Below are 25,283 nucleotides of genomic sequence, written 5' to 3'. Positions count from 1 at the left end.
AGTGTGTGGCGACAATTTTTTAGCATAATCCTCTAGTGCAAACAAGCGGTGAGGGCCCGGCTCAACAGACAATTACACTTCTGTACAGGATGAACTACCGGATCGAAATGCTGTATGCGCAGGTTACAAAGCGCGCCCCTTGTGCGAGACGCGACAATAGGAATGACATGAACCGGATTGCTCCGACCATTGACTAGCCATTGGTCGCAACCTCTATGCAAGCTGTTGTTTGATGCCAAGGACCCGTGCTAGCTTGCGTTCACTTCAACTGGTTTGCAGCTTTGCTGCGAGGGCTGTTCGAGCTGCGAGCTGAGGGCTGCGAGCTGAGGGCTGAGGGCTGAGGGCTGAGGGCTGAGGGCTGAGGGCTGAGGGCTGAAGGCTGAAGGCTGAAGGCTGAAGGCTGAGGGCAAGGATAGACAGCCTGTTCATCAGATCAAGCGAAAGGTGGGACATGTCCGGCAACTACATGCTGTTTCCCTGGTCGACCGAGTTCTGGCAACTGTTCCTGAACAACCCCATGCACGGGGAAGTTGATCAGGAAATTCTGCCGAGCTGGTTCTCAACCAATATCATTGTGACAGGCCTTGGCGAACCTGAACTGGAACAAAGAATTGTCACGGAAGTGGCGACGTATGGAAAACAGCTCGGTGAATTGACCGATGTCGTACTGGCATTGGCTCAGACCATCAAGCTGACTGACAGCGAAGCGCTACAGGAATTGCAAACAATTGCCGAACAGGTAGAATCAACGAAGCGGGCGCATCGCAAGTCTGTGCAACAGCGTGCCGAACTCGCACTCAAGGAACTGGCTGAGGCAGATCCAGAAGGACTATTACGACTCATGGAGGCATATCAACCGCCCCAGGCGATTCACAAGTCCTGAATCAATACTACCGATCGAACCGATGGTGATTTTGACGTTGTAAACCAGCTCAACTTTGCCGGCGGCGTGTGGAAGAGGACAGGATTCACATCAGTTCAAGGAAGGGGAGTCCGCCGGACTCAAACTGATTCAGCAAAGAACATACCTGAACGTGTGCGTAACCATGTCCTCGAATATCTGGAAATTATCATCGTGATATAAACTGGCGAGTTCAAAAGCAACATGCACACGAACTTGTATGAAACTCGTTCATGTGCATGTCGAGAAATACTTGCTAGCGGTTGTTGATCAGTGGGCAGCTTCCAGCTCTTCAATAACCATCTTTCCTCCTTGATCAACCACGTAGAACTTCACATTGTCTCCCTTCGCCAGGCCATCCAGCATGCTAGTGTCCTGAACCCCGAAAACCATGCTCATTGGCGGCATATCCAGATTCACGATAGGTCCGTGCTTGATGGTGATCTTTCCGGTACTCGTATCGATTTTCTTGATGACACCTTCGGTCATCGGATGATCTCCACTGGCAAATGCTGCTGGTGTCACGATAATTGATGCAAGCAGCGCGATGGGTAATAACATGGAACGGAGTTTCATTACTTTATGATTCCTGATTGAACGTGAGTTGTAGTATTTTTGAACCTTTGATTCAACTATCAGATTCGACTGAAATAGTGCCTTTCATACCTGCCTGGTAGTGACCTGCAATCAAGCATGCAAAATCAAACTCACCTGCTCGATTGAAAGTCCAGATTATTTCTCCTTGTCCTCCAGCGGACACATGAGTCATGTAGGGCTCATCGTGCTCCATTCCAGGAAACTTGAGCATCATTTCTGCATGTTCGTCGTTGGTCTCGGTGGTGCCCAGTACAAATTCGTGCAATACCTGCCCATCGTTTTTCGCGGTAAATCGAACAGTCTCACCCTGTTTGATATTCAGCATTGATGGTACGAACGTCATACTGTCCAACATCGAAACATCGATGGTGCGTGATACCTGTCCCGCATCTCCCGCGATACCCCAGGGCTTCTGTTCCTTCACGACTTCCATGTTGGCGTTGTGGTCGTCTTTTCCGGCTTTGTCACCATGTGCGTAAGCAGCAGGTACTGAAGATACCGCGATCAGTGTCAACGCTGCCAATACAGTATTTTTCATAGTTTTTTTCTCTGAATTGTGGGCTTTATACATGTATCTAACCGAGTCGTCTTGAAGGCTTTCTGACATCAAATTCAACAGTTTCGGTTGGTTTGGAAGGTGCCATACTTGACGAAGACACTTCAGATTTGAAGCGTGCAGGCTGATCCAGTTCTCCGGTATATTCCCAGGCGATAGTGCCGGGAGGGTGCTCGTACCATCCTGGATCGGAATAGTCACCTCGTGGCTGGTCAGCACGAACCTTGAGCATGGAGAACATACCGCCCATCTCAACCGAGCCAAACGGGCCATCACCGGTCATCATTTTCGCCGTGTTATCAGGCAAGGGCATCTCCATTTCGGTCATGTCGGCCATGCCTCGCTCTCCCATTACCATGTAATCGGGAATGACACTGCCAATCTGCTGAGCCATGCCTGAATGATCGACACCAATCATGGTGGGCACATCGTGCCCCATGGCATTCATCGTATGGTGGCTCTTGTGACAGTGAAAGGCCCAATCGCCTGGCTCGTCAGCGACAAATTCAAACTGCCTCATCTGACCAACTGCAATATCAGTTGTTACCTCCCACTGCCTGGCAGAGGTTTGGGTTGGTCCGCCATCCGTCCCGGTTACAACAAACTCATGTCCGTGCAAATGGATCGGATGGTTGGTCATGGTCAGGTTTCCGAAACGCATACGAACCTTGTCACCTTGACGCACATTGAATGAATCAAGTCCTGGAAAAATCCGACTGTTCCAGGACCACAGATTAAAATCCAGCATGGTCATGATCTTCGGAGTTGCAGCCCCGGGCACAATGTCATAGGCATTCATGATGACGCAGAAGTCCCGATCCACATCACTGATCAATTTGTGTTTCCCTTTTGGATGCGTAACCCAGGAACCCATCATGCCCATGGCCATCTGGACCATTTCATCCCCGTGGGGGTGGTACATGAACGTGCCGGGCCGCTTTGCCACAAATTCGTAAACGTACGTCTTGCCCGCGGGGATCGCCGGCTGATTGAGGCCGGAAACACCGTCCATACCGTTGGGCAGGCGTTGACCATGCCAGTGAATACTCGTGTGTTCAGGCAGATTATTGGTTACGTAGATTCGGACCCGGTCACCCTCAACAACTTCAATCGTGGGTCCCGGGCTTTGTCCGTTGTAACCCCATAGATTAGCGTTGAAACCCGGCGTCATTTCTCGCACAACCGGCTCGGCAATCAGGTGGAATTCCTTGACATTGTTTCGCATGCGAAAGGGCAGGGTCCAGCTGTTGGGTGTCACTACCGGATTGTAGTCAGGACCGCTGTCCGGATACAAAGGAGGCATTGTAGTTACCTCAGTTTGCATCACTGGTTCTGGCAAAGCTGCCATCAGATTTCGGCTGACGCTACCTGCCGCCACAGCTCCACCGGTCATGGTGGCGTACTTCATGAAATCACGTCTTGAACTCATATCTTATCGGTGTCCTGTGAATCAGGTAAGGTGTCCAAGCTATCCCGTGTACGTTGTCAGGCACAGCTGGCTCGATGAGGTTGTCGATCAAATGTTTACACACTAGTGACCCGCTCCTTCGTCACCACCGGCGGCGGCCATGGCGCCGACAGAGACATTCATGGGTTGTCCCATCATGGCTGCCTGCAGGGCAGAATCTGCCATCCAGAACTGTTCGGACGCCTTGATCGCGGACATCACCGATGAAATCTGTGTGCGAGAATCAGCCAGTAGTTCAAACACGCCAATCAACATGCCGTTGTACTGCATGACGTTCTCTTCAGAAATCAGACTACGTAGTGGAACTACCTCGTCGCGATAGAAACTCGAAAGGTCATAACTGGTTCGATAAGCGGAGTAGGTCTCCCGAAGGCTTGAAGAGGCATTTCGCAGCGTAGCCGCATAGTCGTTGGCTGCAGCCAGAGTTCGGGCACTCATGGCTTCCCGCTTCATGCCACCCCAATCGAAAAACGGCAGACTCACCGCGACTTCGTAACCGCTCAGAGATTCCGACTCTTCAGGACCGCTTGCCTCTGTCTGCCGGTAGCCCAACTCGATATCTGTGAACGATGTTATGTTGGTAATACCTTCTGAGCGGGCAACGCGCTCAAGGCTTGCCTTTGCCATCCGGATATCAAGACGCCTGTCTCCGAGTGTTTCACTGGCCTCTCCTGGCAGGATCGGTTGGGAGGGCAGCTCAGGCAACTGTTCCGGTAGCTTCAGGTTAGCTGCCTGCAGATCATCCAGTCCCAAAGCCCTGACCAGCCTCTCCCTGGCCGCTACAGCCTCGTGCCGTGCGGTGGCCAACTGCATTGTGGCATCAGCATAGAACACTTGCTGTCGAGCCCTTTCCAGACGGCTGAAGTTGCCAACGCTTTCCAGTCTGCGGCCCATCTCAGCCGATGCGTCAGCGCTGGTTCTGACTTGCTCCGCAAATGCAGCGACTTGCTTGGCCGCTACAGCTTGTGTCCATGCCTGTCGCACGGCCGTCACTTCGGACACAACATCTGCAGTCAACTGAATTCGAGCACGCTCCACACCACGTTTCGCCGCACCTTGTTTCATCGGTAGCAAAAGCACGTCCAACAAACCAAAAGCCATGAATTTCTCTACATCCTTGGTTGCATTATCGTCTGACACAAGGCGTTCAAATGAAAATATCGGATTGGGAATGCGACCCGACTGAGCAGCGCTCGCACCACTTTCCCATCCTCGTGCGATCAATGCCTGGATGGAGGGGCTGTTCGCAAGTGCCAAATGTACTGCACCGTCGCGTGTCAGTGGTTCAGCCAACAAGGCATTCGCAGTGTCAGATCTTGCAATCCTTTGGCGATTCGTACGCGCCAGCTCCAGATTTCCACCCGTGAAAACCGAAGCCTCATCGTTTGTCCATGCAATCGACTCATTCACATCAAAGGTGACACAACCACTCAATACGGTAGTCGTCAGGAATGCGACGGTCAGTGGTTTTACAACTCGATTCCGTGAAAGGTTCATTCCGGGCTCCCGACTTCAGCATCCTTCTGAACATTACGCCTGGTAGCTTCATAGGCCTCTTTCGCGTAGGTTCTCCAACCGCCTATCTCACCAACGCGATCATTGGCGGCTTTCCAATCCCCAGGCGGGTTGTCATCATAAAAACGATGACCGCTTGTGGCCGACTGGTAGGACAATGTCATTGGTTGTGCAATAGCATTCTTGTTGACCGCTGTTTCCATCGTCAAGGCCGTGTCAGTGGAGTCGATTCGCTTGGCAGTTGCCGCGGGGATGGGGGTGGTTACAACAGCGGCTTCCATCGCCTCACTCTCAACATGCGCCTCGACTTCGCTCTTCGCGTTAGCCTCAGCCTGAGTTGCCTGGTAGGCCTCATTTGCATAGCTACGCCATCCACCGATCTCACCCACGGTGTCATTGGATTCCTTCCAGCTGCTACGCTCGCCACCATCCAGCGTTCTGTAACCAATCAAGGAGGATTCATAACCGAGCCCACCAGACGCGGTCGGTGTTGGTTCATGCGCGTCCGCGTACACGGGCATGATCCCCGAGGTTCCGAAGGCGGAAATCGACAGTGTGAGCATGAACGCGGTTCCTGAATAATTGATCGGAATTTTTTTAGGCATTGTCAAGAATATGGGTCCGTTTGGTTTCTGATTTGATGATTCAGGGGTACGCCGTCAGGGCTGCTGCTCATTGCCAACTCATGGCGATAGCAAGGCAAATGATGTTGGCGCAATCACCTTACATTTCAGCTCCAGCGAGATTACAAATTGCTGACAATCACTCCTGCAGCGACATGTGCAATGCGATCATCGTTCGACAGTTCACACGGATAACAGAAAAGTAATCTGGCTGTTGGGGTATCATCATTCAGATGCCCCACCAGTCACGAACCACACGAGGATGAAGTGAAAGCGGGGCACTCTGAAATTCTGTCAATGTGGAGAGCGTCGCTCTGTCGCCCGGCAGGTACCTTGCCTGCAGCAGAGTGATAGCAAAGACTGCGAAAATCCCATGGTCCTGCCTGTTTGCCAGCAGGATCATTTTTTACGAGCATGACTCTGGAGATCGACTAGTCTGTAAAGATCATGTTTCTGATGTCGGAAGCTCCCAGAACACGCATGGCCAGTCTTCCCAGTTGGGCTTTCTCATAAACACTGTCTGTATGTCCTGACAATGTGATGATACCGCTACTATCCATGGTTGCGTTCACACTCGGATAGGATCCCAGATCGTGCCTGAACTCATGCCATGAAATATGAGTATCAACAGGATCTTTTTGGATCGGGGTTTGTACAATTTCATGTGATGCGTAGGTATTGCCGAACGTCACAAACAAGGCAAGTAATGTCACAGCGATGAACAGTTTCATAGTGGCGTATTGGTATATTCAAGGGTTCTGGTAATACAACTCGAAAGTTGTTCATGACGGCAGACTCTGGTTAACTCGTCGCCGCTTGCAGCAGGTTAGCGCGCGCGGTTAACAAGCAGCGATCAGTGGGATTACGTTCACATTACTCCGCGTGGAAACCTTGTTGAGTTCGATCAAGTCAATTGCTCAATCGACTCGGCACTTGATCTTCACCATTCTCGGTTCGCGTCACGAAGATGAAAACCCACTGAAGTGATTGCTTCATTGACTTGCACTCGGGTCGTGAGGGCCTGCGTGCGTTGTCAGGGGGTAGCGGACTACGTGCTGTCAGGTGGGCAGAAGAGTGCCCCCACAGAAAGACGACCGAACCTGGCCAGTTGCATCAGATCTCAGCAAGCTTCACCCTTGTCTTGATGCTCCCATCACAGCTGTGCATTTATGCCACCAACGCCTGACCTGATCGGCTGTTCAAGGGGGTAACAACGGCCAAAACAACGTTCCTTGTGTAATCGATCCATTGCTATAATGAATGCCTTGCAAACAATTCGGTCGTACTTTGTCAAATGCAGACTGAAGTTGAAATGTAAGCTTCCCGTTGTTCTTGTGCAAGTGCGAGAAAGTCATTCTGGTAATCAGATATTTACTACGGAGGAAGTTGCGAGATGCATAGGCATGTTCAGGCAGGGCTGAATTGAACACAACAGTGAAGACTCCCGACATTTCCAGTGAAAGCAAGTCTCCCCGGCTGGTATTGATCACCAATGGGTTGCGTCCTTTAACCTATCGATTCGCGGAGCTGCAAGGAAACCCGATCGGAATCGTCTCCTGGTACGGTGCGGAATCAGGTGGCTTGGTCAAGTACATTGAAAAATCGAGGTTTCTCGCTCCTCTCTATGCCCGCCTTCGGCGACGAGCGTATGCGTCACTGTCACATTTATGCAGCGAAAACAATCTGCTCTACGCCAACATTCAAAAGAGCCAACACCGAGCGCTACACGACATTCTGGCCAGCTGGAAGCCTGATCTCGTAATCACTTCCGGATGCCCTTGGGTACCTGTGCAGGCGCTACACGCAACTCGATTTGGAGGGGTCAATCTCCATCCCTCGTTGTTACCGGCATACCGAGGAGCAGACCCCTTGATTTGGCAGGTAGTCGATCAAGTCGAGTATATGGGGGTGTCGGTGCACCGACTCACAGAACACTATGACGCTGGTTCGATTCTGGCACAGCACAAGGAGCTTCGACCACATGGAGCTCATCGTCAGGAACTGCTTCAAAGACTTGAGGGCGAGAAGGGATACGAGCTTCTTGATTCAATTGTCAGCCAGTTGAAAAATTCAGATAATCTCATTGAGGAGGTTCAACCTGACGCCAGTCCCACCAGTGCAGCAACAAAACTTTCCATGCATGAAATAGGACGCCGATGGGCTCTTGATGATCTGGATGCAGCGTGTGTTTGGGATATTTTGAAGTATCATGATCGTTGCCCTGATCAATGGTTGGCCTTGAATGGATGGCGACGCTTTTTTTCATGGAAACCAGTGTCGCTGCAGTACGTCACAGACCATGACTTCGCCCATTCATCCAAGTGTTGGTCAATCAGAAATGATGGCCCCACCATTCTTCTGATGAACAAGCAGGCCATAATCAAGCTTCGAGCAGTGTATCGTGGTTGAGCTCATCAAGAGAGATGGATGTGAGAGAAGTCGAGACCCACGCTTGAGCTTCAGGATTGCCCAAACAATGCTCTGTATTTGCGCACGAACAGGTTTTCACCTTTCAACTTCCGTGTTATCAGATTGCCCACAGTCATGAAGCCAAGAAAGGAATTGCCTCGGTCCGGTCCAAGCGGCACGATGATCGGGGCTTTGCTACCCCATGGTGCATAGGGCTTCATCCGCTCGATAGACTTGCCTTTACCAAGGCCCAGCAAGGTGTTCTTCAGCCAGGGCAATTGCCGACTCGTAGCAACGATGGTCATTGCATCACCGGCATCTGCCACGTCGCCTGCGGCGAAGACATTGGGAAAGGAGGTAGAGGGTCGCAGCCAGGCGTCGACCTTGATCCGACCTGCCGAGCTGGTTTCGGTCCCGGGCAGGGCCTGCAACAGCTCCCCGTTGGCCCGCGCGCCGATGACTGGAAATATCAGGTCGAATTCATGCTCCGAGTCGTCCTGAAGCCTCAGGCTGCCTGCGAAGGGCTCGGTCAGGCTCTGGAGGTTCTGAGCCCTGTGCCCGAGTACCAGCCGCACGCCAGCCCGCTCGAGTTTCTTCGTCAGGGCATCCCCGAAGGCCAACGGCTTGTCGGGAAACAGCCGGGGCTGAGCGGATATCAGTGTGACCCGTTTACCGGGCATCGCATGGGCGATCTCACCAGCAAGCTCGGTACCGACGGCGCCGCCACCAACGATGGCTACATTGTCGGCGGCCGTCAACAGTGCGTGAATGCGGACACTTTCGGCGCGAAAGGCTGCGATGTCATCCCCTTTGGGTTTGAAGGGCGTGGCATTGCCGGAACCGGTAGCAACCACCACCTGATCGGCAACGATTCGGCTACCGTCTCCAAGCGTTATGCCCGCATCATCGACCGATGCGGCACGCGCGCGCACCACGCGGCCTCGAGTCAGCAGGCTGTCGTAGGGGATGAGTGCCTGGCTCATCAAGGTGGGATCGACGACACCTCTGATCATCGCCGGAGCGTGGACGAAGTGACTGCGCGGTTCGACCAGCACCACGTCGGCCCTGGCGTCGAGGGATCTGGCTAGCTCGGCGCCAATATAGCCGCCGCCAACGATCGCGATCTGTTGGGTCATGGAAGGATGTCTGTTTCTGGTGTAGGGACGAATAGTAGGAACACAACGGTCGCATTGATATTTATACTTTCCGATTATCATCATAAGAATCACTTAACAGGATGACTGGATGAAGCTCGATCAATTGAAGGTGCTACGCGCCGTCGTCGAGACCGGCTCGGTCAAGGCAGCCTCCGAGCGGCTCAACCGCACACAGCCGGCGGTGAGCCAAGGACTCAAGGCGCTGGAGCATCTGACCGGAACAGAGCTGTTCGACCGCACTGGATACCGACTCGAACTGACCCCCGTCGGGCAGCGAGTCTATCTCCAGTCGCTACGCGTGCTGGCGGAAGCAGAGGATCTGTCACAGCTGGTGCGTCATTTCGAGAGGGGCGAAGAGGAGACAATCGCCATCGCCATTGACGCGAGCACTGATATCTCCCTCTTGATGCCAGTGATGGCGGCACTACAAGAAAAATTTCCCGAAACGCGGGTGGTGCTGAAAACCGAGATGCTGTCGGGTGCTATCGGGGCGTTGCATTCTGGAGAGGCCGTACTTGCCATTGCGCCGATGCTGTCGGTGATGCTGGAAGAGGAGGGCTTCGATCATATGCGTATTGGCCAGGTCATTCTTCGCAATGTGGCTGCCCCGGTGATGATCGACTCGATGAACGAACCGGAACGACTGTCTGAGCTGCGCCGCTTTACTCAGGTGATCGTCCGCGACAGTGGCCAGGCCGCCGGACTGTTCAATCGCGAACTCGGAGTCCAGAAGGGTCAGCGTCGCTGGTATGTCAGTGATTTGCACACCAAGAAGGCACTCCTTGTCGCTGGGCTGGGGTGGGGTCGCCTGCCGGAGCACATGATTGTCGATGAGCTTGCCGAAGACGGCCTGCAGGAGATCTCCCTCCCTCACACGCATCTGCCCTCTGAGACGAAGATCTTTGCCTTCCGGCAGCCTCGACCTGTCATCGGTCCGGTAGCAACAGCGCTGTGGGAGAGCCTTGAGGGACTTTCAGTGGACCGTCAATAGGGAACGGGAGATGCAGATGTTCGCAGATCTGGTCGGATGTGAAGGTCAGCCGCGTTGCGGTGTGGCTCGTCGAAATCTGCCTTGCCGATTTTCGCACCACCTTGCCGAAAAATCGTGAATACCATGAAGAAGTGGCAAAGAAAGTTGGGAGGGACGAAACCAATCGCAGCCTGCAAGTGCTCGGACGCGGTGAACGCATGAGTCGAGAGTCGCTGTTCAAGCAACGGTTCGTGCTCGTCCGATATCCTTGTCAGAAGCCGCTTCATGCATTGGAGATAGTGTAGGAATAGTGGCTTCGAAGACTGCAGTATCGCCCATCTCAGAAAACTCCTTCATGAAGCTCTGTGTCATCCCGCCTATCAAAGGCGCTGCAGAGCTACGTGGTCCGCCTGCCTGATCATCACCGACAAGGCTATATACATACAATCTCATACAGGATCTGCGTCTGGTCAGATTGGTCATGGATCTGCATGGTCCGAAGGAGAGAGGGTCGGTCAAAGTCGTCAGATTGTATTCTCGCAGGTGTGCATGGCTGTCCGGGTTGCTGGATAGACAGCCCTGCGTGATTGCTCAGATCACAGCCCAACCGTCACCGAGACGTTGGCGGGTGTCTGGCACGGGGTTAAAAATATCTCGAAAAAGACGTTTTACCCCCTTGAGCTTCACGCACGATCGCGCATAATCCGCGCGCCGGCAGAGGCCGGCAATCACCCTATTTCAGGAGTCCCTCAAGGGACATACATGAACACCAAGACACCCCTGTTTCTCGCAATCGCTACTGTTTTGGCTGGCAACCTGGTCGCCTGTCAATCCGACAATGAGTCGTTCGCCGATCCGACCGCTCCCGGTGCGGATCCGATTACCGGTTTACCACTGGAAGAGGCTTCTCCAGCCGTTGTGCAGTTGGATGACGGCTCAAGCGTTCCTGCCGCGGCAAGCAGCGGTGAAGTCGCGATGTTATCGCCATCAAACTACGACTCGGTCGTAGATGAGGTGTTCGCTGTCTTCACCGGCGCTGCCTATGGCAGCGAAGTACTTGCACTCCCGCCATACCCGGGGTTTCGGGCACTGGAAATCGGTGGTGATTACAACGACAGCTCCACCTCTATCTCCGAAGTGTGTGACAACGGTGGTTCTGCCAATATCTCGTTGAGCTGGAGTGGCTCACGCGTCATATTGAACGACCGCCAGGCGTTCTTTGATAATTGCCAATACGACACGCTGGTGCTCGATGGTGAGTTTCAAACACTGGAATACGACAATATCAGTGTCGTCTCGTCCGGGCTGACCATTACGGGAGAAGGTAGTACGAAATCCTTTTCTGGCGGTGTGGGCTATGGAGATGGCAACAACTACGGTGGCAGCAGTGAACGTTGGTGGGGCGCCAGTGAACTGAACTGGTCAGTCAGTTCCGAAGACCAGATCGAATTTGCGATAAGCAATGCGAACACGAGCTACCGAATCGACGGCGGCTTCGCCCACAACATGAGCGGCGGTTTCACGTTGACGACCGAAGACTACATCGTGCAAGTACAAACGGTGGAAGCGCTGCAGTCGGATCGGCTGGATTACGACGACCTGAACTACAGCCCGCGAAACTGGTTCTATAGCAGCGGGATTCTGCGTATCACCGCGTCGGATGGCAGCAGCGTTCTGATAGAAGCGGACAATGGCGATGCTACGTCCGCTCGTGTGACGCTTGCCTATGATGGTCAGCTCGAGAGTTTCGACAAGCCATGGTCCGATTGGGACAGCGTGCTCAGGGCAGGTCCTTCTCCGGCCCGTTGAAGAAATGGAACTGGCAGCGCAGGTCAAACACTGTGCTGCCAGTGGTAAAGAACGGCCATGCCTGTACGCCAGGGCCAGCAATTCCAATCGGCACACACGCCCGGCGATGATCCTGCAACAGGCCGTCAGACTCGGCTTGATCGGATTCCAGGTCGGCAAGAGCTCCGCCATGGTCCGGGCGCCAATATTTGCCAAGCACGTTCTGATTCCGGACGTCGCCGACAATGTCCCATTGCTGCCTGTTCTGGCGGTCAAGCCGAACATCGTGGTCACACACGACGAAAAGTTCATCATGACGTCCAAGCGGTTCTATCATATTCGTGACGGGCGTACGGAGGAGGAAGACGGCGAGGGGCGCACAGTGTAGCGATTGCTGTCTTGGCGGACTCAATTTTGCTGACTACGATGATCTGCTGTGCGCTTACCGAGCTATCGCCTTTCGCCTGATTGCTTCGATGGATAAAAATCTGAACCACTATGCATAGGTCGAATATAGGCGTCAGTAACTTTACCTGTGAAAGTCTCCGGCGTAGGGTTGTCATTGGATAGACCAGACGCGGTCGCTGTCTTCGTACGCGACAAGACCGCAAGGAGATAAACAATGGCAACCAAGAAGAAAACCAAATCGGACAAATCCAGAATATCCGACGAATCGAGAACGCACTGCGCAGTTGGCATGTGCAATCCTCAAAGGGTTCAGGGCCTCAAGTCCAATATCAAGAAGGGAAGTACTCACAAACTGGTATCGATAAAGGGGCCAGGCTTGTTTCTAGCCGGACATGTCTCGAAACAGGGTGGGGCGAATGACCTCACGTTCGTATCGCTCGAAATTGACGGGGAAAGCGTGGTGAATCTGTCTTTTGCCGCGGCCAGTAACCTGGGGCTCACTCAAGACAACCCCTACGGGCTTGTTCTTCTGAAGGGTGGCCCTGTTCAGAACCTCACCTTTGGATGGCCGGTGCCACTCACGTTCAAAAGAAGTATGGAGCTCTCGGTTGTCGTCAATGAAGCTGGGGTTGCCCAGATAATCGGGAACGTGATACGAGGCTCCAGCGGATGATGAGGTTTGGAAGGCCATAATCTGTCGTTGCGGATTATGTGAAAGGCACCAAACCGTGCGATATCAGGACAGGTGCCTGATGTACATACTCGTTGGAATCTGCTGCCCCGACCATGAAATCAGCGACGTCTGCACGTCGGATGACACCATTGCGCCACTCCTCCGAATCAGCAAGTACACGGTACTTGCCGGTCTTCGAACCGTTGCGAAGCACACCCGGGCGTGCCATCGTCCAGTCGAGCCCCGATGCCTTGATCATCCGCTCCTGCTCACTCTTGTCAGCATAAGCCTTGCCAAACACCAGGTTGAATCCCGGACGTTGAAGCGCACTTACAGCAGATTTTGAATCCCCGGCACCAAAACCGGTCAGTGCGACAAGTCGAGACACTCCCGTAGAACCCATGGCATCCAACAGCACTTTCGTACTCTCTGAAAACAGCGTAATCGGACCGGTGAAGAGTTTCAGGTCGAAGGGTACGCCCAGCGTCTGCAACACCGCGTTCGCACCTGACAGAGCCTGTAGCACGTCAGCCTTGACCAGCGCGTCGCCGTCCACGGCTTGTAATCGTTCGTGGGAGAGCCCGGTGCTGCTTGCGGAACGTGCAAACAGGGTGACCTCATGCCCACGCGACAGCGCATCCTTCACGCACGCAAGCCCGACACCACTGCTACCGCCGACAACTACGAGTTTTGCCATGTTGGTTTCTGTCCGTTTCAAGGAGTGTTTGGGGGCCTGCGTGCCACCGATTTGAATGACACTCAGCGTTACGGAAGTTTCTGGTGATTGGTTCAGCGTTTGAATGGATTTCTGGCTGATCTCATCCAGCTTGCGTTTGCACGCCGGCATCATCCTTGAACGGCGTAATTGATCATCCGTCGATCCGGCCGCTCCCGGGGCGGATCCGATTACCGATTTACCACTGGAAGATACATCTATATCCGTTGTGCCGCTGGAAGACAGCACGAGTTTTCCATCCGTGGCAAGCAACATTGGAGTCGAGATGCTCAGGTTGTCAGATTACGAAACCTTTGTGGATATTGCAGCGGACAATGGCAAGGCGGCGTCCGCTCGTGTGATGACTGCCCAGCCCGTTGAATCACGATTTCAATAGTGCAAGTATGTCCTGATTCCCGGATATGACGGCAAGATCGACTATACTGCGCCCTTCGGCATCGCTGACCGTTCGCTCCGCGCCTCTTGCCAGCAAAGCTCTGGCAGTATCAATTCGGTTATTCACAACGGCAAACCACAAAGGTGTGGCCCAGTCGTTCGGATGTTGCTCCTGTGAGCCGGTACGAACGCTGCGAAAGCGGGCATTCACAAGTTCCGGATTGTTGTTGAGCGTGATTTCCAGATGGTCCAGGCGTCCCAGTGCAGCTGCAGTGAAGATGTCCATGGGTTGTTCCATCAACAGGTCCACGACGGCGGTCTGGTGGCCATACAGGGCATGCGAGATCGGCGGTGAATGATGGTCCGGGTCGCGAAGCGCCGTGTCAGCTCCGGCCTCGACCAGCAAGCGAATCACATCGAGGTGGCCCTTCCATGCCGCGGCATGCAGAGGTGTGCATGTGCCACGCGGACTGAGTTCGAATCCGAGAGCGATCATCGTTCTGACGGCATCGCAGTTGCCATTGCCGGCGGCCTCGCGCAACAACTCCCGATCCTTCTCTGGCTTGATCCCCTGGTGATCGGTTCCCAGTGCCTTTGCCGCGTCCAGATCGCCGCACATACAAGCGGCTTGAAAGGATTCGTAGCCGCTCAGCGGTTCGGCGGACCCGCCCCTTGATTTGATGAGCTCGGCAATCTCGGGCATGCCGCGCATCATCGCCACCTGATAGGGGGTATGGCCTACGGTGTAGGTCGGATAATAATTATTGTCCGGCGAATCGATGTCCACTCCGTGCTCGATCAGCAGGCGAGCACGATCGGCGAATCCCCAGCGCAAGGCGATGATCAGCTGGAAGTGCATGGTGCGGTGCTCCTCCGGCTTGTGCCCTTCATCCTGCAACCACCAGTCCGAGGGGTCGCTGTCCTTCAGGCCGTATTCGAGCATCAGTTTCAGGTGGGTATCGTCCGGGCTGAAGCAGCGGTTGTAAGCTCCCTGGCTGTCATTGGGATTGGCCGCGGCATCCAGCAGGGCACGGGCAAATGCTTCCATGTCCGGGTGCGGGGGCAGTCGAACAATGCCGCCTTCACCGTCCCCGAAAACACCGGTGAGTACCGCAAAGCGATAGGTGCCGTCCCAGAAGTAGTGCGCGTTCGGGTCCGCACCGGCATCCAGCAAGACTCTGCCGGCAGGGTAGGTGGAGACGCCCGGCAGGCGCGCATAGGCTGCGTACATCAATGGCGTCCACTGGAACGGGCCGCCTTTCGTATCCACTTGGTCTGGTTGGTTTGCCAGCAGGCGTTGCACAGCTTCCACATCACCGGCGGCGGCTGCGGTGTGCAAGCTATGCGACGCGATCTCCGGGTGCGCCTCGAGCAGGGCTGCGGCCTGCTCGAACTGGGCAGGACCTCGATCGTCAGGACCGTAGTGCAGACAGACCAGATCCAGAAAGCGATTCGCGTGCTGTTCGGTTGATGCGTCAGATCCAGCACCGGATTCCACATAACGCTTCAGCCGAGTCCAGCTGGAGAAGCCATGATCGCGAGCGATGACGAGCTGGGCTTGCTGCAACGTGATGTCGTCTGGCTTGCCGAAATATGGACCGATCCGCATCAAGGCTTCGCGATCATGGGCTCCGGCGGCGGCCAGTAACCGTTTGGCCTGCTTCTTCAGGTGCTCGAGTGAGGGTCGTGCAGGGAGTTCAGACATGTTTCCTCCTTCCATCATCCGGTATCCGCGCCCTCGGACCAGAAAGAAGGTGGTTCGATGGTGTGCAATCTGACCTCAGATGGGCTTGGCCCTTCCCGCGGATCGGGTGCGTTCTGATACGCCTCTGACTCAACATGATAGCGGAGAAGTGGCGGGAAGCCAAATGGCAGGCACGCCCCGGACGCTTTGGAAGTCAGTCAATTGCAAGTTTGTGCAGTTGCTGGTAGAACGCGACTGCCAATAACAATCCTCGATCGTCGGTCATACCTGGAAGAATGCACTGAACCAGAAGGCAAGAGGCTGATCGTTACGAACGTCACTACATTCCAACTGAAGGCACAGTCATGCTGAAATTCCTGACCATCAACACCGCGATAATCCTGGCATTGGTGGCAACCGTTTCCTTCACAACGCTTGGCTTGCTGGGTGTGCAGATCGAGAGCAGTTACATTGTCGCCACAGCGTTTGTCTGCGGTACGATACTGCTCGCTGCCATCTGGCGCGGCGTTCGTCGATTGCTTCGTCGGTTTACTGGCAAGCGATCCGATTGACCCTACTCGACAGAATGTTCAACTGATCACGCCGTTCAATCAGTAGAGAGAGCAGGTGGTGAGTTCGAAGCACTCTCAGATAGAAAGTGCAAGCTCGAACCAGTGACCATGAGCTGCTGAAATCTATTCATCGTCAGAAATCGCAAGTTCGAGTTGCCAGATCATGTTTTCGCCTACTTCTGAACATGCAACGACTCGCACTCGTCGTGCGTTCCAGTTGTGTTTGTCGCGATTTCTCGAATTGATTCAGTGCGACCAATCTTCGATGCAGGTATCAGCAAGGGAACACCTATGACACCATTTTTCTCGGGTTATCACCCTCAAGAATTCAACGTTCAAAAGGCCCCCATGAATTCAGGAAAAACTGCTTTACAGTCTCGATTTGATGACAAACTGACATTGCGAAATGTCAGGGATTGGTTCATACATGGAATTGCAAAATTCTGAACTTAGTGCGCGCGGGCGAGCAGCAATGCTATTCAGGACTCCTCGAATACCAATTTGAACTTCAGTGAATCAAGTTGTGATGATATGTGATTGAGCAGCGCATAGCTGAAGATGATTATGCCTGTCATTTCCAGTGTTTCTTCTATCGTCGTTATGGCGAGGTATACGAGATGTTCGCTGCCGTACTGTGCGCAATAAGCGCCGATCATCTCTACACCGAGCACTCCGGAGACATAGGTAGCCCCGGCAATCAAAAAAAGGTTCCGCGTTTTCTCTGGCAATGAGAGCACAAATTTCCAGTAGATTCCAACAACGACGACGACAAACAAGGCCCCTGGGATGACCCATGCGAAGTACAAAAAGCCACTGGTACCCAACACGGGTCGAAGTGCAATAAATATTTCATGAATGCTGCACATCTCGTCAACAGCGAACAACGAAAAAATGACGGACAGGCCTAACCAGTAGAATCTTTGCGGCGAGATCTGTTTTACCGCTAGCCAGTATTCAATCGCCAGCAAAATTGCACAGAAAAACAGTGACAAGCCGGCATACAAGGTAGGAATATTGCCTTCTTTGTCCAAAAGGAACAGCCTTGCAGAATACCCCTCCAACTTACTATCAAGATACATGGAAACCGTGCTAGCCAGAATCAAGACGAACACAACCAGTGACATGACTCGACCGATGAACAATGGATTGACTGCAACCACGGGAACTATGAGTTCCTCACTCACCACTTCAGTTTCCTGGTTCGGGGCAGTCCTGTTGCTCATTACCTTCCTTCCTTTGATTGCGTGTGCGGTTGTGAAATAGTCGTAGTCTCTTTATCAGTGGGTTCTGCTCACCTTGTATCCTGCTCGTGACTCAAGTAGAAACCACGCCCGACGACCTGGAGCCTTCAATATTCACCTGTATGCTTTTGCATGTCGTTGAGCAGGATAGTTCAGGGCAACCAGTTACCTGATACTGCACTCGATAATAACCAAACCGCTTGACTGAAAACCGTTGTGCGTAATGTCTACCTGATCAACCAATCAATCTTTCCAGAGCACAGTGGCAACAACAACTGTGCTATTTCTGAGACACATTTCAATACTTGGCCAGTGACCGTTATCCATGCTTATTCTGACGTGGAACGTCACTCAGGGAGCAGCTGTACCTGCGTTTGAACAGCTATACGCCACATGGCCTGACCAGGTCGCGTCATTGTGCTGGCAGAGGCAAGGGCTTGCCCAGTCTGTACGCATCAGCACCATCCCTGCATGAGCACGCTACAGATCAAAACTCCTTTCCAGACACGGTATCAAGATCTCGCCAATACCACTTGGCGCGTAGGACACCTCGGGCGGGGCGGCTTCAGTGTTGACACCCCTGGTTACCCATTCGTGTTTCGTCAGTATTTTCAACGTCTGGGATAGGGCACGGTCTGTCACGGGTTTCAACTCCGATCGCAACTCCCCGAATCTTGGTGTTGAATCAGTCAGTCGCATGACGGGCAGAGACCAGGTTCGCGCGGCAATGAACCAATTCTCCGGTATGAGAATGCTGTCCAGTTCAATCGCCCATTCAGCTACGACTTCACCTTTTCTGGTCAGTTCGAACGCTGGTCGGAGTGGATGCCCATGACCTCTGGTTCTTTGCACATACCCAAGCTCAATCAAATACTCCATTGAGGCAGTGATTGCAGTGCGACCCGCCGAGAGAGTGTGCGACAGAGGAGAGATACGCGCATCAACTCCCTGTCCGAGACAAGACAGAATGCGTAGCGCCCAGGCTCTTGAGCAGAGTTGTATGAATTCGTTGTTGACCATTTTATATAGTTACTATACCTTATAACCATCAACCGAGGGAAGCTACGATGGCCACTGTAAAGCTCAATGATCAACTAACCTTGTCGATATCGGTTACAGACCGCGCTCGATCGTCAGAATGGTATTGCACCCACCTGGGCTTTGAAGAAATGGTATCCATCGATGAGGCTGGCTGGACGGAGCTGAAAACCACAGTACCAGGCGTCACCCTTGGTTTGGGAGACACTGACAAAGCTTCCCCAGGAAACTGCGTACCGGTATTTGGTGTCTCCGATATAAACGAAGCTCGATCGTCGCTAGAAAAACAGTCGGTGAAATTCGATGGCGATACGATAACCATGGAAGGTATGGTGAGTATTGCAACCTTCTATGACCCTGATGGAAATGCGATGATGTTGGCTGAAGATCTGACTGGTTCCGATTGATCGTCTGGCCTGTATGCAAAGACCACCAACTTCGCCAAGATCACTCAGCGGCTGTTTCGCTCACCGAGCTCGCTTAGCAGTTGTCAAGCCACTCTGATATCGCGCGTTCCACGGCAAGCAGGGTAGGTTGAGCAACCCATGAAGGCGCTGCCTGCACGGGGTCCTCGTCTGGCAACGCGCCTTACCATGTCTGCCTTGCACAAAGGGCACTGCGAGTGGTTGGCGGGCACTGGAGGCTTGTCGGCATTTACCCTGGGCGTTTTGCCCTGCACATGCGAGACCAGTTTGATCAGTGCCGCCCCGTCTATCAGCTCGATGCCGTTGTTGACGGCAAAGGCAATTGCCGGAGCAGTAAATTCCCCGCTGCACACGATGACTCCGTGATCTGCTTTACAAGCGGTCATGACGCCAAGATGCTCACGCACAATCGGTACGCCGATCTTGTTCGAGCGCCAATGCTTGCACTGCACCAGCGTGCGTATGCCTGCACGCGTCAGGATCAGGTCAATGCCGTCATCAGGCCCAGACCGTCCGTTCTCGTTCACTCGATAGCCCTGCTGCCGGTAAGCTTCTCCAACGAGCTGTTCGAACTTGTTCCAGGAGAGCGAGCGGATCGACTCGATTCCGCTTTGCCGGGCCAGAAGCTTTCGTCGTTGCTGGCGCATGAACATCGAGCGAACTGCCGAACCTGCGCTCAGTAGCAACAACACCACACACAATGGCCTCGCCAGTGATGGCATTCGGCTGGCCAGTCCTGCCAGCAATGGCTGCTCAATCGGAAGGCTCGGCAACCCAAAGACACCGATCGCATAAACAATGGCGGCAAGCAACATCAGAAACCACCAAGGGAATGTCAGCCACAGTGACAAGGAGGATTGTCGAGCCATGACACAATTACAAGATGCTGGAGATACCCAAATCAGCGGCTCTGGTTCGCCTGCACTGAACCCTCAACTGAATTCGCGCAGTGTCAGGCCGATAGAAGCCGAGTCGAAGGTGGGTCCCGGTGTTGAACTGCCAGCGCGGCAGTTCATCCAAAGAGCCGCACCGTCCACTTCAGACGCTGTTACTGACAGGTATCACTTGCCGCAAAAGGGAAGTCACATGTTTCAGTCAAGGCATTGAGACAAATTGCGTGAGATGTGTAGGTTGTATTGCTACAACCTGATCCGAAGGCAGGAACAATCAGCTCAATCCCGAGTTCCGGCTCTCCTCGCAGCAGGCGGCACGGACCTGCTGGCGATGCCAGGGGCTGAGCGCTTCGGTGAAGAAACGGTCTATCGTGTCTCGGACTCTGCCCTTGCCGATCCAGACCACCTTGGACGTATCCGGACCGTAGATCAGCGTCGCATACTTGTGTCGCTCTTGGTAGGAGATCTCGGCGATACCGAGAGTGCGCAGCCTCGGATCTTGTGACCGTGACGATGTTGCTCGATGCTTCGATGCAGCAGATTCGAGAGCGTTGAAGGAACAGTCTGGAGCAGCTACGCTGCCGCTTTCCGGGTCATGCTCTTGCAGAGGCTGAGCAGGGTGTGCTCGAAGCGGTAGGTGATGCGCGAATGAGAGGCCGCCCAGGGAATGTTCTCTTCGCAGCGCCCGGGAGGACGCAGCAGCAAGTGCTGCTGCGTCCTCCCGGAAACCGGTTCAGCTCTGGCAGCTTACTGCAGCTCACCATCCTGATTGATATAGGACTGAGTGCTGTAGTCTGAGAGAGGCAGTCTTTCAATCGTGCCGACTTCTTTGACATAGCTGACAAACGACTCGGCATAATCCAGGAATGTATCCACTTTCAGGTCATCGCTGATTTCGCCAAGAGTGGTGTAGCCATCCTGCCCACCGGCAATAAAGTCATTGGTAACGACCTTGTAGATGCGATCGGTATCAATTGCAGACCATTCGGCATCGTCTTTGAGCTTGACTTGCACGGCGCTGAAGCGAGACCCCTTGGGCTCTCTGGCGTCGATATTCCAACGCAGACCTGACGCATACGGATAGGCGCCGGTGGAACCGTCTTCACTCAATGCAAAATCCAGGGCGTCTTCGAGTGTGTCGATGATTTGTTGACCGGTCATGTCCATCTCCAGCAGTGTGTTGGAAAACGGCAGCAACGTGTAGGCATCGGCAATCGTGACTTCACCGGCCGGAATGTCGATGCGAACACCACCAGCGTTCTGAATCGCGATATCGGACGTATTGCTTTTCATTTTGAAGGCAAGTGCCACCAGGTTGGAAATATCCGAACCCTGGCTGAACGTCTCACTGACATCACAAATCTGACTTTGTCCCTGTCCCGGTATGCGCTCCAGACACAGATCATCATTGGCAGTGCCGATGACTTCCAGACTCAGTTCCTCAACAGCGTGAGCGTAAATCGACAGAGTCAGAGCGCTGTCTGCATCGGGTTCGACCACGGACATTTCCGGGCTTGCGTCGATATCTGCCAGCAGCGCCGCCAGCGCATCTCCACTGACAACTTCTGATTCTCCAGCGTCGTTTTCCTGCTCGAACGTATCACCGAGCATCAGATGCGGTATTCCGTCACAGGCAGTAACATGGCCGTTGCTGTCAAACACCACGTCCAGTTCACCGACAATCTGGCTGTATTGCCAGGCTTGTACAACACAGACAGGGTGTCCATCAGCGCTGGTCGCATGCGTTGGGTACGGACCCTGCGGACTCAGGCCAAGACCGGCCAGCCCTTCGCCCAGCAGCGTGTGCGAATCACCACCGACAATAACATCCACGCCGTTGAGTTTTGCGGCCAGTGCCACGTCATTGGCATACTGGTAGTGTGTCAGCAATACGATCTTGTTGACGCCATCGGCCTGCAACTCATCGATGTACTGCTGAGCCGTTGTGGCTTCATCAAGAAACTGTGTGGTTTCATCCGGGTTGGATGAGTTCTTGGTTTTGTTGGCAATATCAATTCCGATAATTCCAACCTTCTCCCCGTTTACGGTTTTCACGGTATAAGGCTGGATATAGTCGGTTGCGCTGTGTTGCGTCAGCGCAGAAACACCCAGCTCGGGAACCACATTCGCTGCCAGTACGTCAGTTTTGCAGTCATCCGCGTTGAGGAAATCAAGAAAGCCTGCAAGCCCTGTATCACCATCGTCAAATTCATGGTTGCCGAGTGCAAAGGCATCGAAACAGACTTCATTCATCAGCGCGGCATCGGCTTCTCCCTGAAACAGCGTGTAGTACAGAGAGCCGGTAATGGCATCGCCAGCATGCAGTTTCAACACAGAATCCGAGGTACTTTCCAGTTGTTTGATTTTGCCAACAACACGAGGAAAACCGCCGGATTCAACATCCGTTTCCACCCCGTTGATGTCCAGTGTCAAACCATCGGCTTCCAGATGTGAATGGTGATCGTTGATGTGCAGGATTTTCAAGGAAAAGGCATCGGATCCGCCAGTGGAATCACCCTCGACAATAACGTTCTCAAAACGCTCGCCAGTGGTATGGTTGATGACATGGTATGTGCCGGTTGCTACCGTGCACTGATAAAGCGCTGCACCCTCACAGAGACTCTGGTAGGTGTCGGCTGACTGCACCTGGTAGTAGTCGGCGGACTGCCAGCTGATCACATTGCCGGAGACCTGTGGTTCGCTCTGACTGCTGCCGGCAACCACGATGTTTTCAAAACGTTCACCGGTTGTCAGGTTGATGACATTGTATGTGCCGTTGCTGACTTCACAGCTGCCAAGATTGCTGCCTTCGCAGACACTCTGGTAGTCGCCGACTGTCTGCACCTGGTAATAGTCGTCAGATTCCCACAGAATGGTATTGCCGACAATCATGGGCGCTTCGGAACCGCCTGCATCCGCATCAGCGGAGAGGCTGACCTTGTAGGTGGACGTGGTGTTGCTCAGCTCGTTGGTAACCACCAGCACACCATTGCTGGCGTCTCTGGCGATGTATACCAGCCCTTCTGGAGAGACGTCACCGGCATGCTTGGTATCGATATAGCCGAGGTACGCCGGTGATGTCGGCGTGCTGACATCATAAACAAAAACACCAGAGGTTCGCTCCAGACCAATGAACGCTACCGGTTTTCCTGCAAGCTCTCCGATAGTGACTGACTCAGGCTCAGGGCCCTTGTCGTCACTGCGATTGTCTGTCCAGACATCGAAACCAGCCTCCTGCAGTGTCGCCAGTTGTCGTTCAAACTGATCGCCGCTGTCAAATACCAGCTCACCGGCAGCATTCCAGATCGAGAATGAACGAGCACCATACGAATAGATAACGTCGTAATCACCGTCACCGTCCGTATCGCCATTGGCGATTGTGGTTTTCAGGCGCCCCAGTACACTGTCGTCTTTGAGCAGATCGGCATTGACAATACTCTCATCAAGCACATACTCGTCATCTCCGACACGGGCTTCTTCCGAGTAGCCGTCATAATCGCGCGCATCACCCTCGTTGGCGGAGATAATGTAGTCCTGACCATCAACCGCATACGAGGCAATCGCGTCCGGCATATAAAAACCCTTGACCGGCTGTGGGCCAATGTTTATGCACTGCTCGTCATCTTCGAGCGTTGTGGCGCACAGTTCTCCACCGACGCGGTCACTGCTGTCAAGCGCGTTGATGTCAAGGCTGTGGTCCTTGCTGCCCAGTGCCACAACGCTGGTAACGGTCGCTGAGGCGATGTCAACGATGGCAAATGCATTGTTTTCCTGCAGGCTGACCCAGGCTGTGCCGGAGTCTCTGGAGACGGCTATGTATTCCGGTTCAAGGTCCTGTGCCAGAGAGGCGCCCGGGCCGAACACGCGGATGTCAGCATCGTAGCTGTCGTTGAAAGCGGTAAAAGTGGCGGTGCGAGCGGCATACGTGGCCATATCGATGATGGTGATACTGCCTTCAGGATCGACAGTGTAGTCGTCGCTAGGCTCGCCTTCGTTCGCAACCAGCAAATACTTGCCATCCGGGGTAAATGTCACCATATCCGGCAAAGCACCGGCGGTGATATTGGCCAGCAGGTTCAGCGTCATCGCATCAAACAATACGATAGAACCTGGCATCTGTTTGTTGTCAGCTTCAATGGCTACGGCAACCATGCCGTTGAACGTGGCCACGCTGTTTGGTCCTGCGCCGTAACTCTCGAGCGGTAACTTCGCAACATCGCTGATGCTGCCTTCGCTGCTGATGCTGAGTACACGCAGTGCATTGCCGCCTGCATTGGTGGTGAAAAACCGGCCGGAGCTCGCATCATAAGCGCCTATTTCCGCGCAGCCTTCGTCGCCGTTGTCTTCACCGCAGTATTCATCGTAAGTATCTGCGAATTGAGAATGAAAAACAGTGCTGCCTGCGCTGGCGGGCAGGGCGGTGACTCCCGCCAGTGCCAGCATGCAGGCATACGGTAGTGCTTTGAGTTCCATGAAACCGGTTACCAGAGTCGTAAAAGAGTTCGGGAAAATACCCGACTTTCATGACAGGCGTGTTTACGTCAGTACAGTTGCTCGCCAAACCCGGAATCACCGGGGGGGCGGTGTTGAAGCAACGCAATGCCACGCCATTCCCATGAACGCCTGGACGCTGCTCGACAATGGGTTAACGAGTTCATGTACTGCTACAACCACGAGCACAAGCACAAGCACAAGCACAAGCACAAGCACAGTGCCTTGAAGATTGTTGCTCCCGCTCAGCGTCACCGTGGAGAAGACATTGAATTAATGGCTAGGCGTGATGAGGTCTATCAACAAGCGAAAGCGGCCACTGGGCTTGACTCCCTATGCCTTTCTCGATGCCCGGTATCAGACAGTTCGACACGGTGTGTCGAGTCGTCGATTGTGCTTTGTTGATAGCGTTAGGGGTGACTGAGAGCGGGCGTCGACAAGTGCCGGGGTTCTCGGTGTCGTTGAGTGAGCACGAGATGCATTGACGTGAGTTTCCGGTCAAGCTGCAGGAGCGTTGAGGAGATCTTGGCAATATGCCAACTCGTCACCGCGCCAGTCGTCGACTCTACCTGGCACTCTGCCACCTCGGCTTGAATTATTCAAAGCCAAGGCAGTCCATCGTTAACCTCAATGTGACAAAAACTACGCCGCGTTTTGAGCGGATCGCTCGTATGCCTGGAAGGTTACCAGTAGTTTTGGGTTGATTCCGATCTCCAGAATAGCTTTGCCTGCATTATTCACCAAACGCCCGGCTCGATTGATC

Annotated in this window: 24 protein-coding genes; 8 read left to right on the top strand and 16 right to left on the bottom strand. The window is 53.7% G+C overall.

Going from position 1 to position 25,283, the window contains the following annotated elements; all coding sequences use genetic code 11:
• The first annotated feature begins 451 nt into the window (after positions 1 to 451).
• The gene (locus tag ACUNV4_RS26355; RefSeq protein ID WP_430881646.1) at positions 452 to 883 is read left to right on the top strand and encodes a hypothetical protein; all 432 of its coding nucleotides are present in this window, start codon (positions 452 to 454) and stop codon (positions 881 to 883) included.
• 288 nt (positions 884 to 1,171) lie between these two features.
• On the opposite strand, the gene ACUNV4_RS26350 is transcribed toward ACUNV4_RS26355, so the two are convergent.
• The 6 genes from ACUNV4_RS26350 to ACUNV4_RS26325 form a co-directional block, all read right to left on the bottom strand.
• On the bottom strand, positions 1,172 to 1,477 hold the full coding sequence (locus ACUNV4_RS26350) for a copper-binding protein (RefSeq protein ID WP_430881645.1): 306 nt from the start codon (positions 1,475 to 1,477) through the stop codon (positions 1,172 to 1,174).
• A 52-nt stretch (positions 1,478 to 1,529) separates the two neighbouring features.
• Positions 1,530 to 2,036 carry a cupredoxin domain-containing protein gene (locus ACUNV4_RS26345; protein ID WP_430881644.1) on the bottom strand — a complete coding sequence of 169 codons (507 nt, stop codon included), beginning with the start codon at positions 2,034 to 2,036 and terminating at the stop codon, positions 1,530 to 1,532.
• 37 nt (positions 2,037 to 2,073) lie between these two features.
• On the bottom strand, positions 2,074 to 3,483 hold the full coding sequence (locus ACUNV4_RS26340) for a multicopper oxidase domain-containing protein (RefSeq protein ID WP_430881643.1): 1,410 nt from the start codon (positions 3,481 to 3,483) through the stop codon (positions 2,074 to 2,076).
• Between the two features lie 102 nt (positions 3,484 to 3,585).
• The gene (locus ACUNV4_RS26335; RefSeq protein ID WP_430881642.1) at positions 3,586 to 4,587 is read right to left on the bottom strand and encodes a TolC family protein; all 1,002 of its coding nucleotides are present in this window, start codon (positions 4,585 to 4,587) and stop codon (positions 3,586 to 3,588) included.
• A 428-nt stretch (positions 4,588 to 5,015) separates the two neighbouring features.
• The gene (locus tag ACUNV4_RS26330; protein ID WP_430881641.1) at positions 5,016 to 5,648 is read right to left on the bottom strand and encodes a hypothetical protein; all 633 of its coding nucleotides are present in this window, start codon (positions 5,646 to 5,648) and stop codon (positions 5,016 to 5,018) included.
• A 443-nt stretch (positions 5,649 to 6,091) separates the two neighbouring features.
• Complete coding sequence (locus ACUNV4_RS26325; protein WP_430881640.1) at positions 6,092 to 6,391, bottom strand: BON domain-containing protein; 300 nt, start codon at positions 6,389 to 6,391, stop codon at positions 6,092 to 6,094.
• 703 nt (positions 6,392 to 7,094) lie between these two features.
• Here ACUNV4_RS26325 and ACUNV4_RS26320 point away from each other — a divergent pair.
• Entirely contained in the window at positions 7,095 to 8,069 is a 975-nt protein-coding gene (locus tag ACUNV4_RS26320) for a formyltransferase family protein (RefSeq protein WP_430881639.1), read from the top strand.
• 50 nt (positions 8,070 to 8,119) lie between these two features.
• On the opposite strand, the gene ACUNV4_RS26315 is transcribed toward ACUNV4_RS26320, so the two are convergent.
• A complete protein-coding gene (locus tag ACUNV4_RS26315; protein WP_430881638.1) occupies positions 8,120 to 9,205 on the bottom strand; it encodes an NAD(P)/FAD-dependent oxidoreductase in 1,086 nt (361 codons plus the stop codon).
• Positions 9,206 to 9,314: 109 nt separating this feature from the next.
• On the opposite strand from ACUNV4_RS26315, the gene ACUNV4_RS26310 reads away from it, so the two are divergent.
• Complete coding sequence (locus ACUNV4_RS26310) at positions 9,315 to 10,217, top strand: LysR family transcriptional regulator (RefSeq protein ID WP_430881637.1); 903 nt, start codon at positions 9,315 to 9,317, stop codon at positions 10,215 to 10,217.
• On the opposite strand, the gene ACUNV4_RS26305 is transcribed toward ACUNV4_RS26310, so the two are convergent.
• Complete coding sequence (locus tag ACUNV4_RS26305) at positions 10,211 to 10,483, bottom strand: DUF1993 family protein (RefSeq protein WP_430881636.1); 273 nt, start codon at positions 10,481 to 10,483, stop codon at positions 10,211 to 10,213. The genes ACUNV4_RS26310 and ACUNV4_RS26305 overlap by 7 nt on opposite strands.
• Positions 10,484 to 10,958: 475 nt before the next feature.
• Here ACUNV4_RS26305 and ACUNV4_RS26300 point away from each other — a divergent pair, with 475 nt between their 5' ends.
• The 3 genes from ACUNV4_RS26300 (at position 10,959) to ACUNV4_RS26290 (ending at position 13,065) form a co-directional block, all read left to right on the top strand.
• Entirely contained in the window at positions 10,959 to 12,005 is a 1,047-nt protein-coding gene (locus ACUNV4_RS26300; RefSeq protein ID WP_430881635.1) for a hypothetical protein, read from the top strand.
• Positions 12,006 to 12,111: 106 nt separating this feature from the next.
• Positions 12,112 to 12,372 (top strand): hypothetical protein, encoded by a 261-nt coding sequence (locus ACUNV4_RS26295; RefSeq protein WP_430881634.1) that lies wholly within the window; start codon positions 12,112 to 12,114, stop codon positions 12,370 to 12,372.
• Positions 12,373 to 12,606: 234 nt separating this feature from the next.
• Entirely contained in the window at positions 12,607 to 13,065 is a 459-nt protein-coding gene (locus ACUNV4_RS26290) for a hypothetical protein (protein WP_430881633.1), read from the top strand.
• 34 nt (positions 13,066 to 13,099) lie between these two features.
• Here ACUNV4_RS26290 and ACUNV4_RS26285 read toward each other — a convergent pair whose 3' ends face one another.
• Together ACUNV4_RS26285 and ACUNV4_RS26280 are read right to left on the bottom strand one after the other, a co-directional pair.
• A complete protein-coding gene (locus ACUNV4_RS26285; protein ID WP_430881632.1) occupies positions 13,100 to 14,056 on the bottom strand; it encodes an NAD(P)-dependent oxidoreductase in 957 nt (318 codons plus the stop codon).
• A gap of 106 nt (positions 14,057 to 14,162) precedes the next feature.
• Positions 14,163 to 15,881 (bottom strand): ankyrin repeat domain-containing protein, encoded by a 1,719-nt coding sequence (locus ACUNV4_RS26280; RefSeq protein WP_430881631.1) that lies wholly within the window; start codon positions 15,879 to 15,881, stop codon positions 14,163 to 14,165.
• A 344-nt stretch (positions 15,882 to 16,225) separates the two neighbouring features.
• Here ACUNV4_RS26280 and ACUNV4_RS26275 point away from each other — a divergent pair, with 344 nt between their 5' ends.
• Complete coding sequence (locus tag ACUNV4_RS26275; RefSeq protein ID WP_430881630.1) at positions 16,226 to 16,432, top strand: hypothetical protein; 207 nt, start codon at positions 16,226 to 16,228, stop codon at positions 16,430 to 16,432.
• A 479-nt stretch (positions 16,433 to 16,911) separates the two neighbouring features.
• Here the strand turns inward: ACUNV4_RS26275 and ACUNV4_RS26270 are convergent, their stop codons facing one another.
• Positions 16,912 to 17,655, bottom strand: a complete 744-nt coding sequence (locus tag ACUNV4_RS26270; protein WP_430881629.1) for a hypothetical protein — start codon at positions 17,653 to 17,655, stop codon at positions 16,912 to 16,914.
• Positions 17,656 to 18,153: 498 nt separating this feature from the next.
• Positions 18,154 to 18,552 (bottom strand): winged helix-turn-helix transcriptional regulator, encoded by a 399-nt coding sequence (locus ACUNV4_RS26265; protein WP_430881628.1) that lies wholly within the window; start codon positions 18,550 to 18,552, stop codon positions 18,154 to 18,156.
• 188 nt (positions 18,553 to 18,740) lie between these two features.
• Between ACUNV4_RS26265 and ACUNV4_RS26260 the strand changes: the two genes are divergently transcribed.
• Positions 18,741 to 19,118: a VOC family protein gene (locus ACUNV4_RS26260; protein ID WP_430881627.1), complete on the top strand. Its 378-nt coding sequence runs from the start codon at positions 18,741 to 18,743 to the stop codon at positions 19,116 to 19,118.
• A gap of 83 nt (positions 19,119 to 19,201) precedes the next feature.
• On the opposite strand, the gene ACUNV4_RS26255 is transcribed toward ACUNV4_RS26260, so the two are convergent.
• The 4 genes from ACUNV4_RS26255 to nadN all read right to left on the bottom strand — a co-directional run bounded on the left by ACUNV4_RS26255 (position 19,202) and on the right by nadN (position 24,502).
• A complete protein-coding gene (locus tag ACUNV4_RS26255) occupies positions 19,202 to 20,005 on the bottom strand; it encodes a restriction endonuclease (protein WP_430881626.1) in 804 nt (267 codons plus the stop codon).
• A gap of 298 nt (positions 20,006 to 20,303) precedes the next feature.
• A complete protein-coding gene (locus ACUNV4_RS26250) occupies positions 20,304 to 20,504 on the bottom strand; it encodes a transposase (protein WP_430881734.1) in 201 nt (66 codons plus the stop codon).
• A 98-nt stretch (positions 20,505 to 20,602) separates the two neighbouring features.
• Complete coding sequence (locus tag ACUNV4_RS26245) at positions 20,603 to 20,734, bottom strand: transposase family protein (RefSeq protein WP_430881625.1); 132 nt, start codon at positions 20,732 to 20,734, stop codon at positions 20,603 to 20,605.
• 42 nt (positions 20,735 to 20,776) lie between these two features.
• Positions 20,777 to 24,502 carry an NAD nucleotidase gene (nadN, locus tag ACUNV4_RS26240; RefSeq protein ID WP_430881624.1) on the bottom strand — a complete coding sequence of 1,242 codons (3,726 nt, stop codon included), beginning with the start codon at positions 24,500 to 24,502 and terminating at the stop codon, positions 20,777 to 20,779.
• Between the last annotated feature and the right edge of the window lie 781 nt (positions 24,503 to 25,283).

It is taken from the genome of Granulosicoccus sp. 3-233 (assembly GCF_052681095.1).
This window is presented reverse-complemented; position numbering and strand designations above follow the sequence as displayed.

Excerpts from the sequence above, each read along its gene's own strand:
- ACUNV4_RS26350 (WP_430881645.1), bottom strand. The coding sequence starts at position 1,477 with ATGAAACTCCGTTCCATGTTATTACCCATCGCGCTGCTTGCATCAATT.
- ACUNV4_RS26355 (WP_430881646.1), top strand. The coding sequence starts at position 452 with ATGTCCGGCAACTACATGCTGTTTCCCTGGTCGACCGAGTTCTGGCAA.
- ACUNV4_RS26340 (WP_430881643.1), bottom strand. The coding sequence starts at position 3,483 with ATGAGTTCAAGACGTGATTTCATGAAGTACGCCACCATGACCGGTGGA.
- ACUNV4_RS26260 (WP_430881627.1), top strand. The coding sequence starts at position 18,741 with ATGGCCACTGTAAAGCTCAATGATCAACTAACCTTGTCGATATCGGTT.
- ACUNV4_RS26315 (WP_430881638.1), bottom strand. The coding sequence starts at position 9,205 with ATGACCCAACAGATCGCGATCGTTGGCGGCGGCTATATTGGCGCCGAG.
- ACUNV4_RS26345 (WP_430881644.1), bottom strand. The coding sequence starts at position 2,036 with ATGAAAAATACTGTATTGGCAGCGTTGACACTGATCGCGGTATCTTCA.
- ACUNV4_RS26295 (WP_430881634.1), top strand. The coding sequence starts at position 12,112 with ATGATCCTGCAACAGGCCGTCAGACTCGGCTTGATCGGATTCCAGGTC.
- ACUNV4_RS26310 (WP_430881637.1), top strand. The coding sequence starts at position 9,315 with ATGAAGCTCGATCAATTGAAGGTGCTACGCGCCGTCGTCGAGACCGGC.
- ACUNV4_RS26335 (WP_430881642.1), bottom strand. The coding sequence starts at position 4,587 with ATGAAACAAGGTGCGGCGAAACGTGGTGTGGAGCGTGCTCGAATTCAG.
- ACUNV4_RS26270 (WP_430881629.1), bottom strand. The coding sequence starts at position 17,655 with ATGAGCAACAGGACTGCCCCGAACCAGGAAACTGAAGTGGTGAGTGAG.
- ACUNV4_RS26290 (WP_430881633.1), top strand. The coding sequence starts at position 12,607 with ATGGCAACCAAGAAGAAAACCAAATCGGACAAATCCAGAATATCCGAC.
- ACUNV4_RS26280 (WP_430881631.1), bottom strand. The coding sequence starts at position 15,881 with ATGTCTGAACTCCCTGCACGACCCTCACTCGAGCACCTGAAGAAGCAG.
- ACUNV4_RS26285 (WP_430881632.1), bottom strand. The coding sequence starts at position 14,056 with ATGTTGCTTGCCACGGATGGAAAACTCGTGCTGTCTTCCAGCGGCACA.
- ACUNV4_RS26265 (WP_430881628.1), bottom strand. The coding sequence starts at position 18,552 with ATGGAGTATTTGATTGAGCTTGGGTATGTGCAAAGAACCAGAGGTCAT.
- ACUNV4_RS26275 (WP_430881630.1), top strand. The coding sequence starts at position 16,226 with ATGCTGAAATTCCTGACCATCAACACCGCGATAATCCTGGCATTGGTG.
- ACUNV4_RS26305 (WP_430881636.1), bottom strand. The coding sequence starts at position 10,483 with ATGAAGCGGCTTCTGACAAGGATATCGGACGAGCACGAACCGTTGCTT.
- ACUNV4_RS26325 (WP_430881640.1), bottom strand. The coding sequence starts at position 6,391 with ATGAAACTGTTCATCGCTGTGACATTACTTGCCTTGTTTGTGACGTTC.
- ACUNV4_RS26300 (WP_430881635.1), top strand. The coding sequence starts at position 10,959 with ATGAACACCAAGACACCCCTGTTTCTCGCAATCGCTACTGTTTTGGCT.
- ACUNV4_RS26255 (WP_430881626.1), bottom strand. The coding sequence starts at position 20,005 with ATGGCTCGACAATCCTCCTTGTCACTGTGGCTGACATTCCCTTGGTGG.
- nadN (WP_430881624.1), bottom strand. The coding sequence starts at position 24,502 with ATGGAACTCAAAGCACTACCGTATGCCTGCATGCTGGCACTGGCGGGA.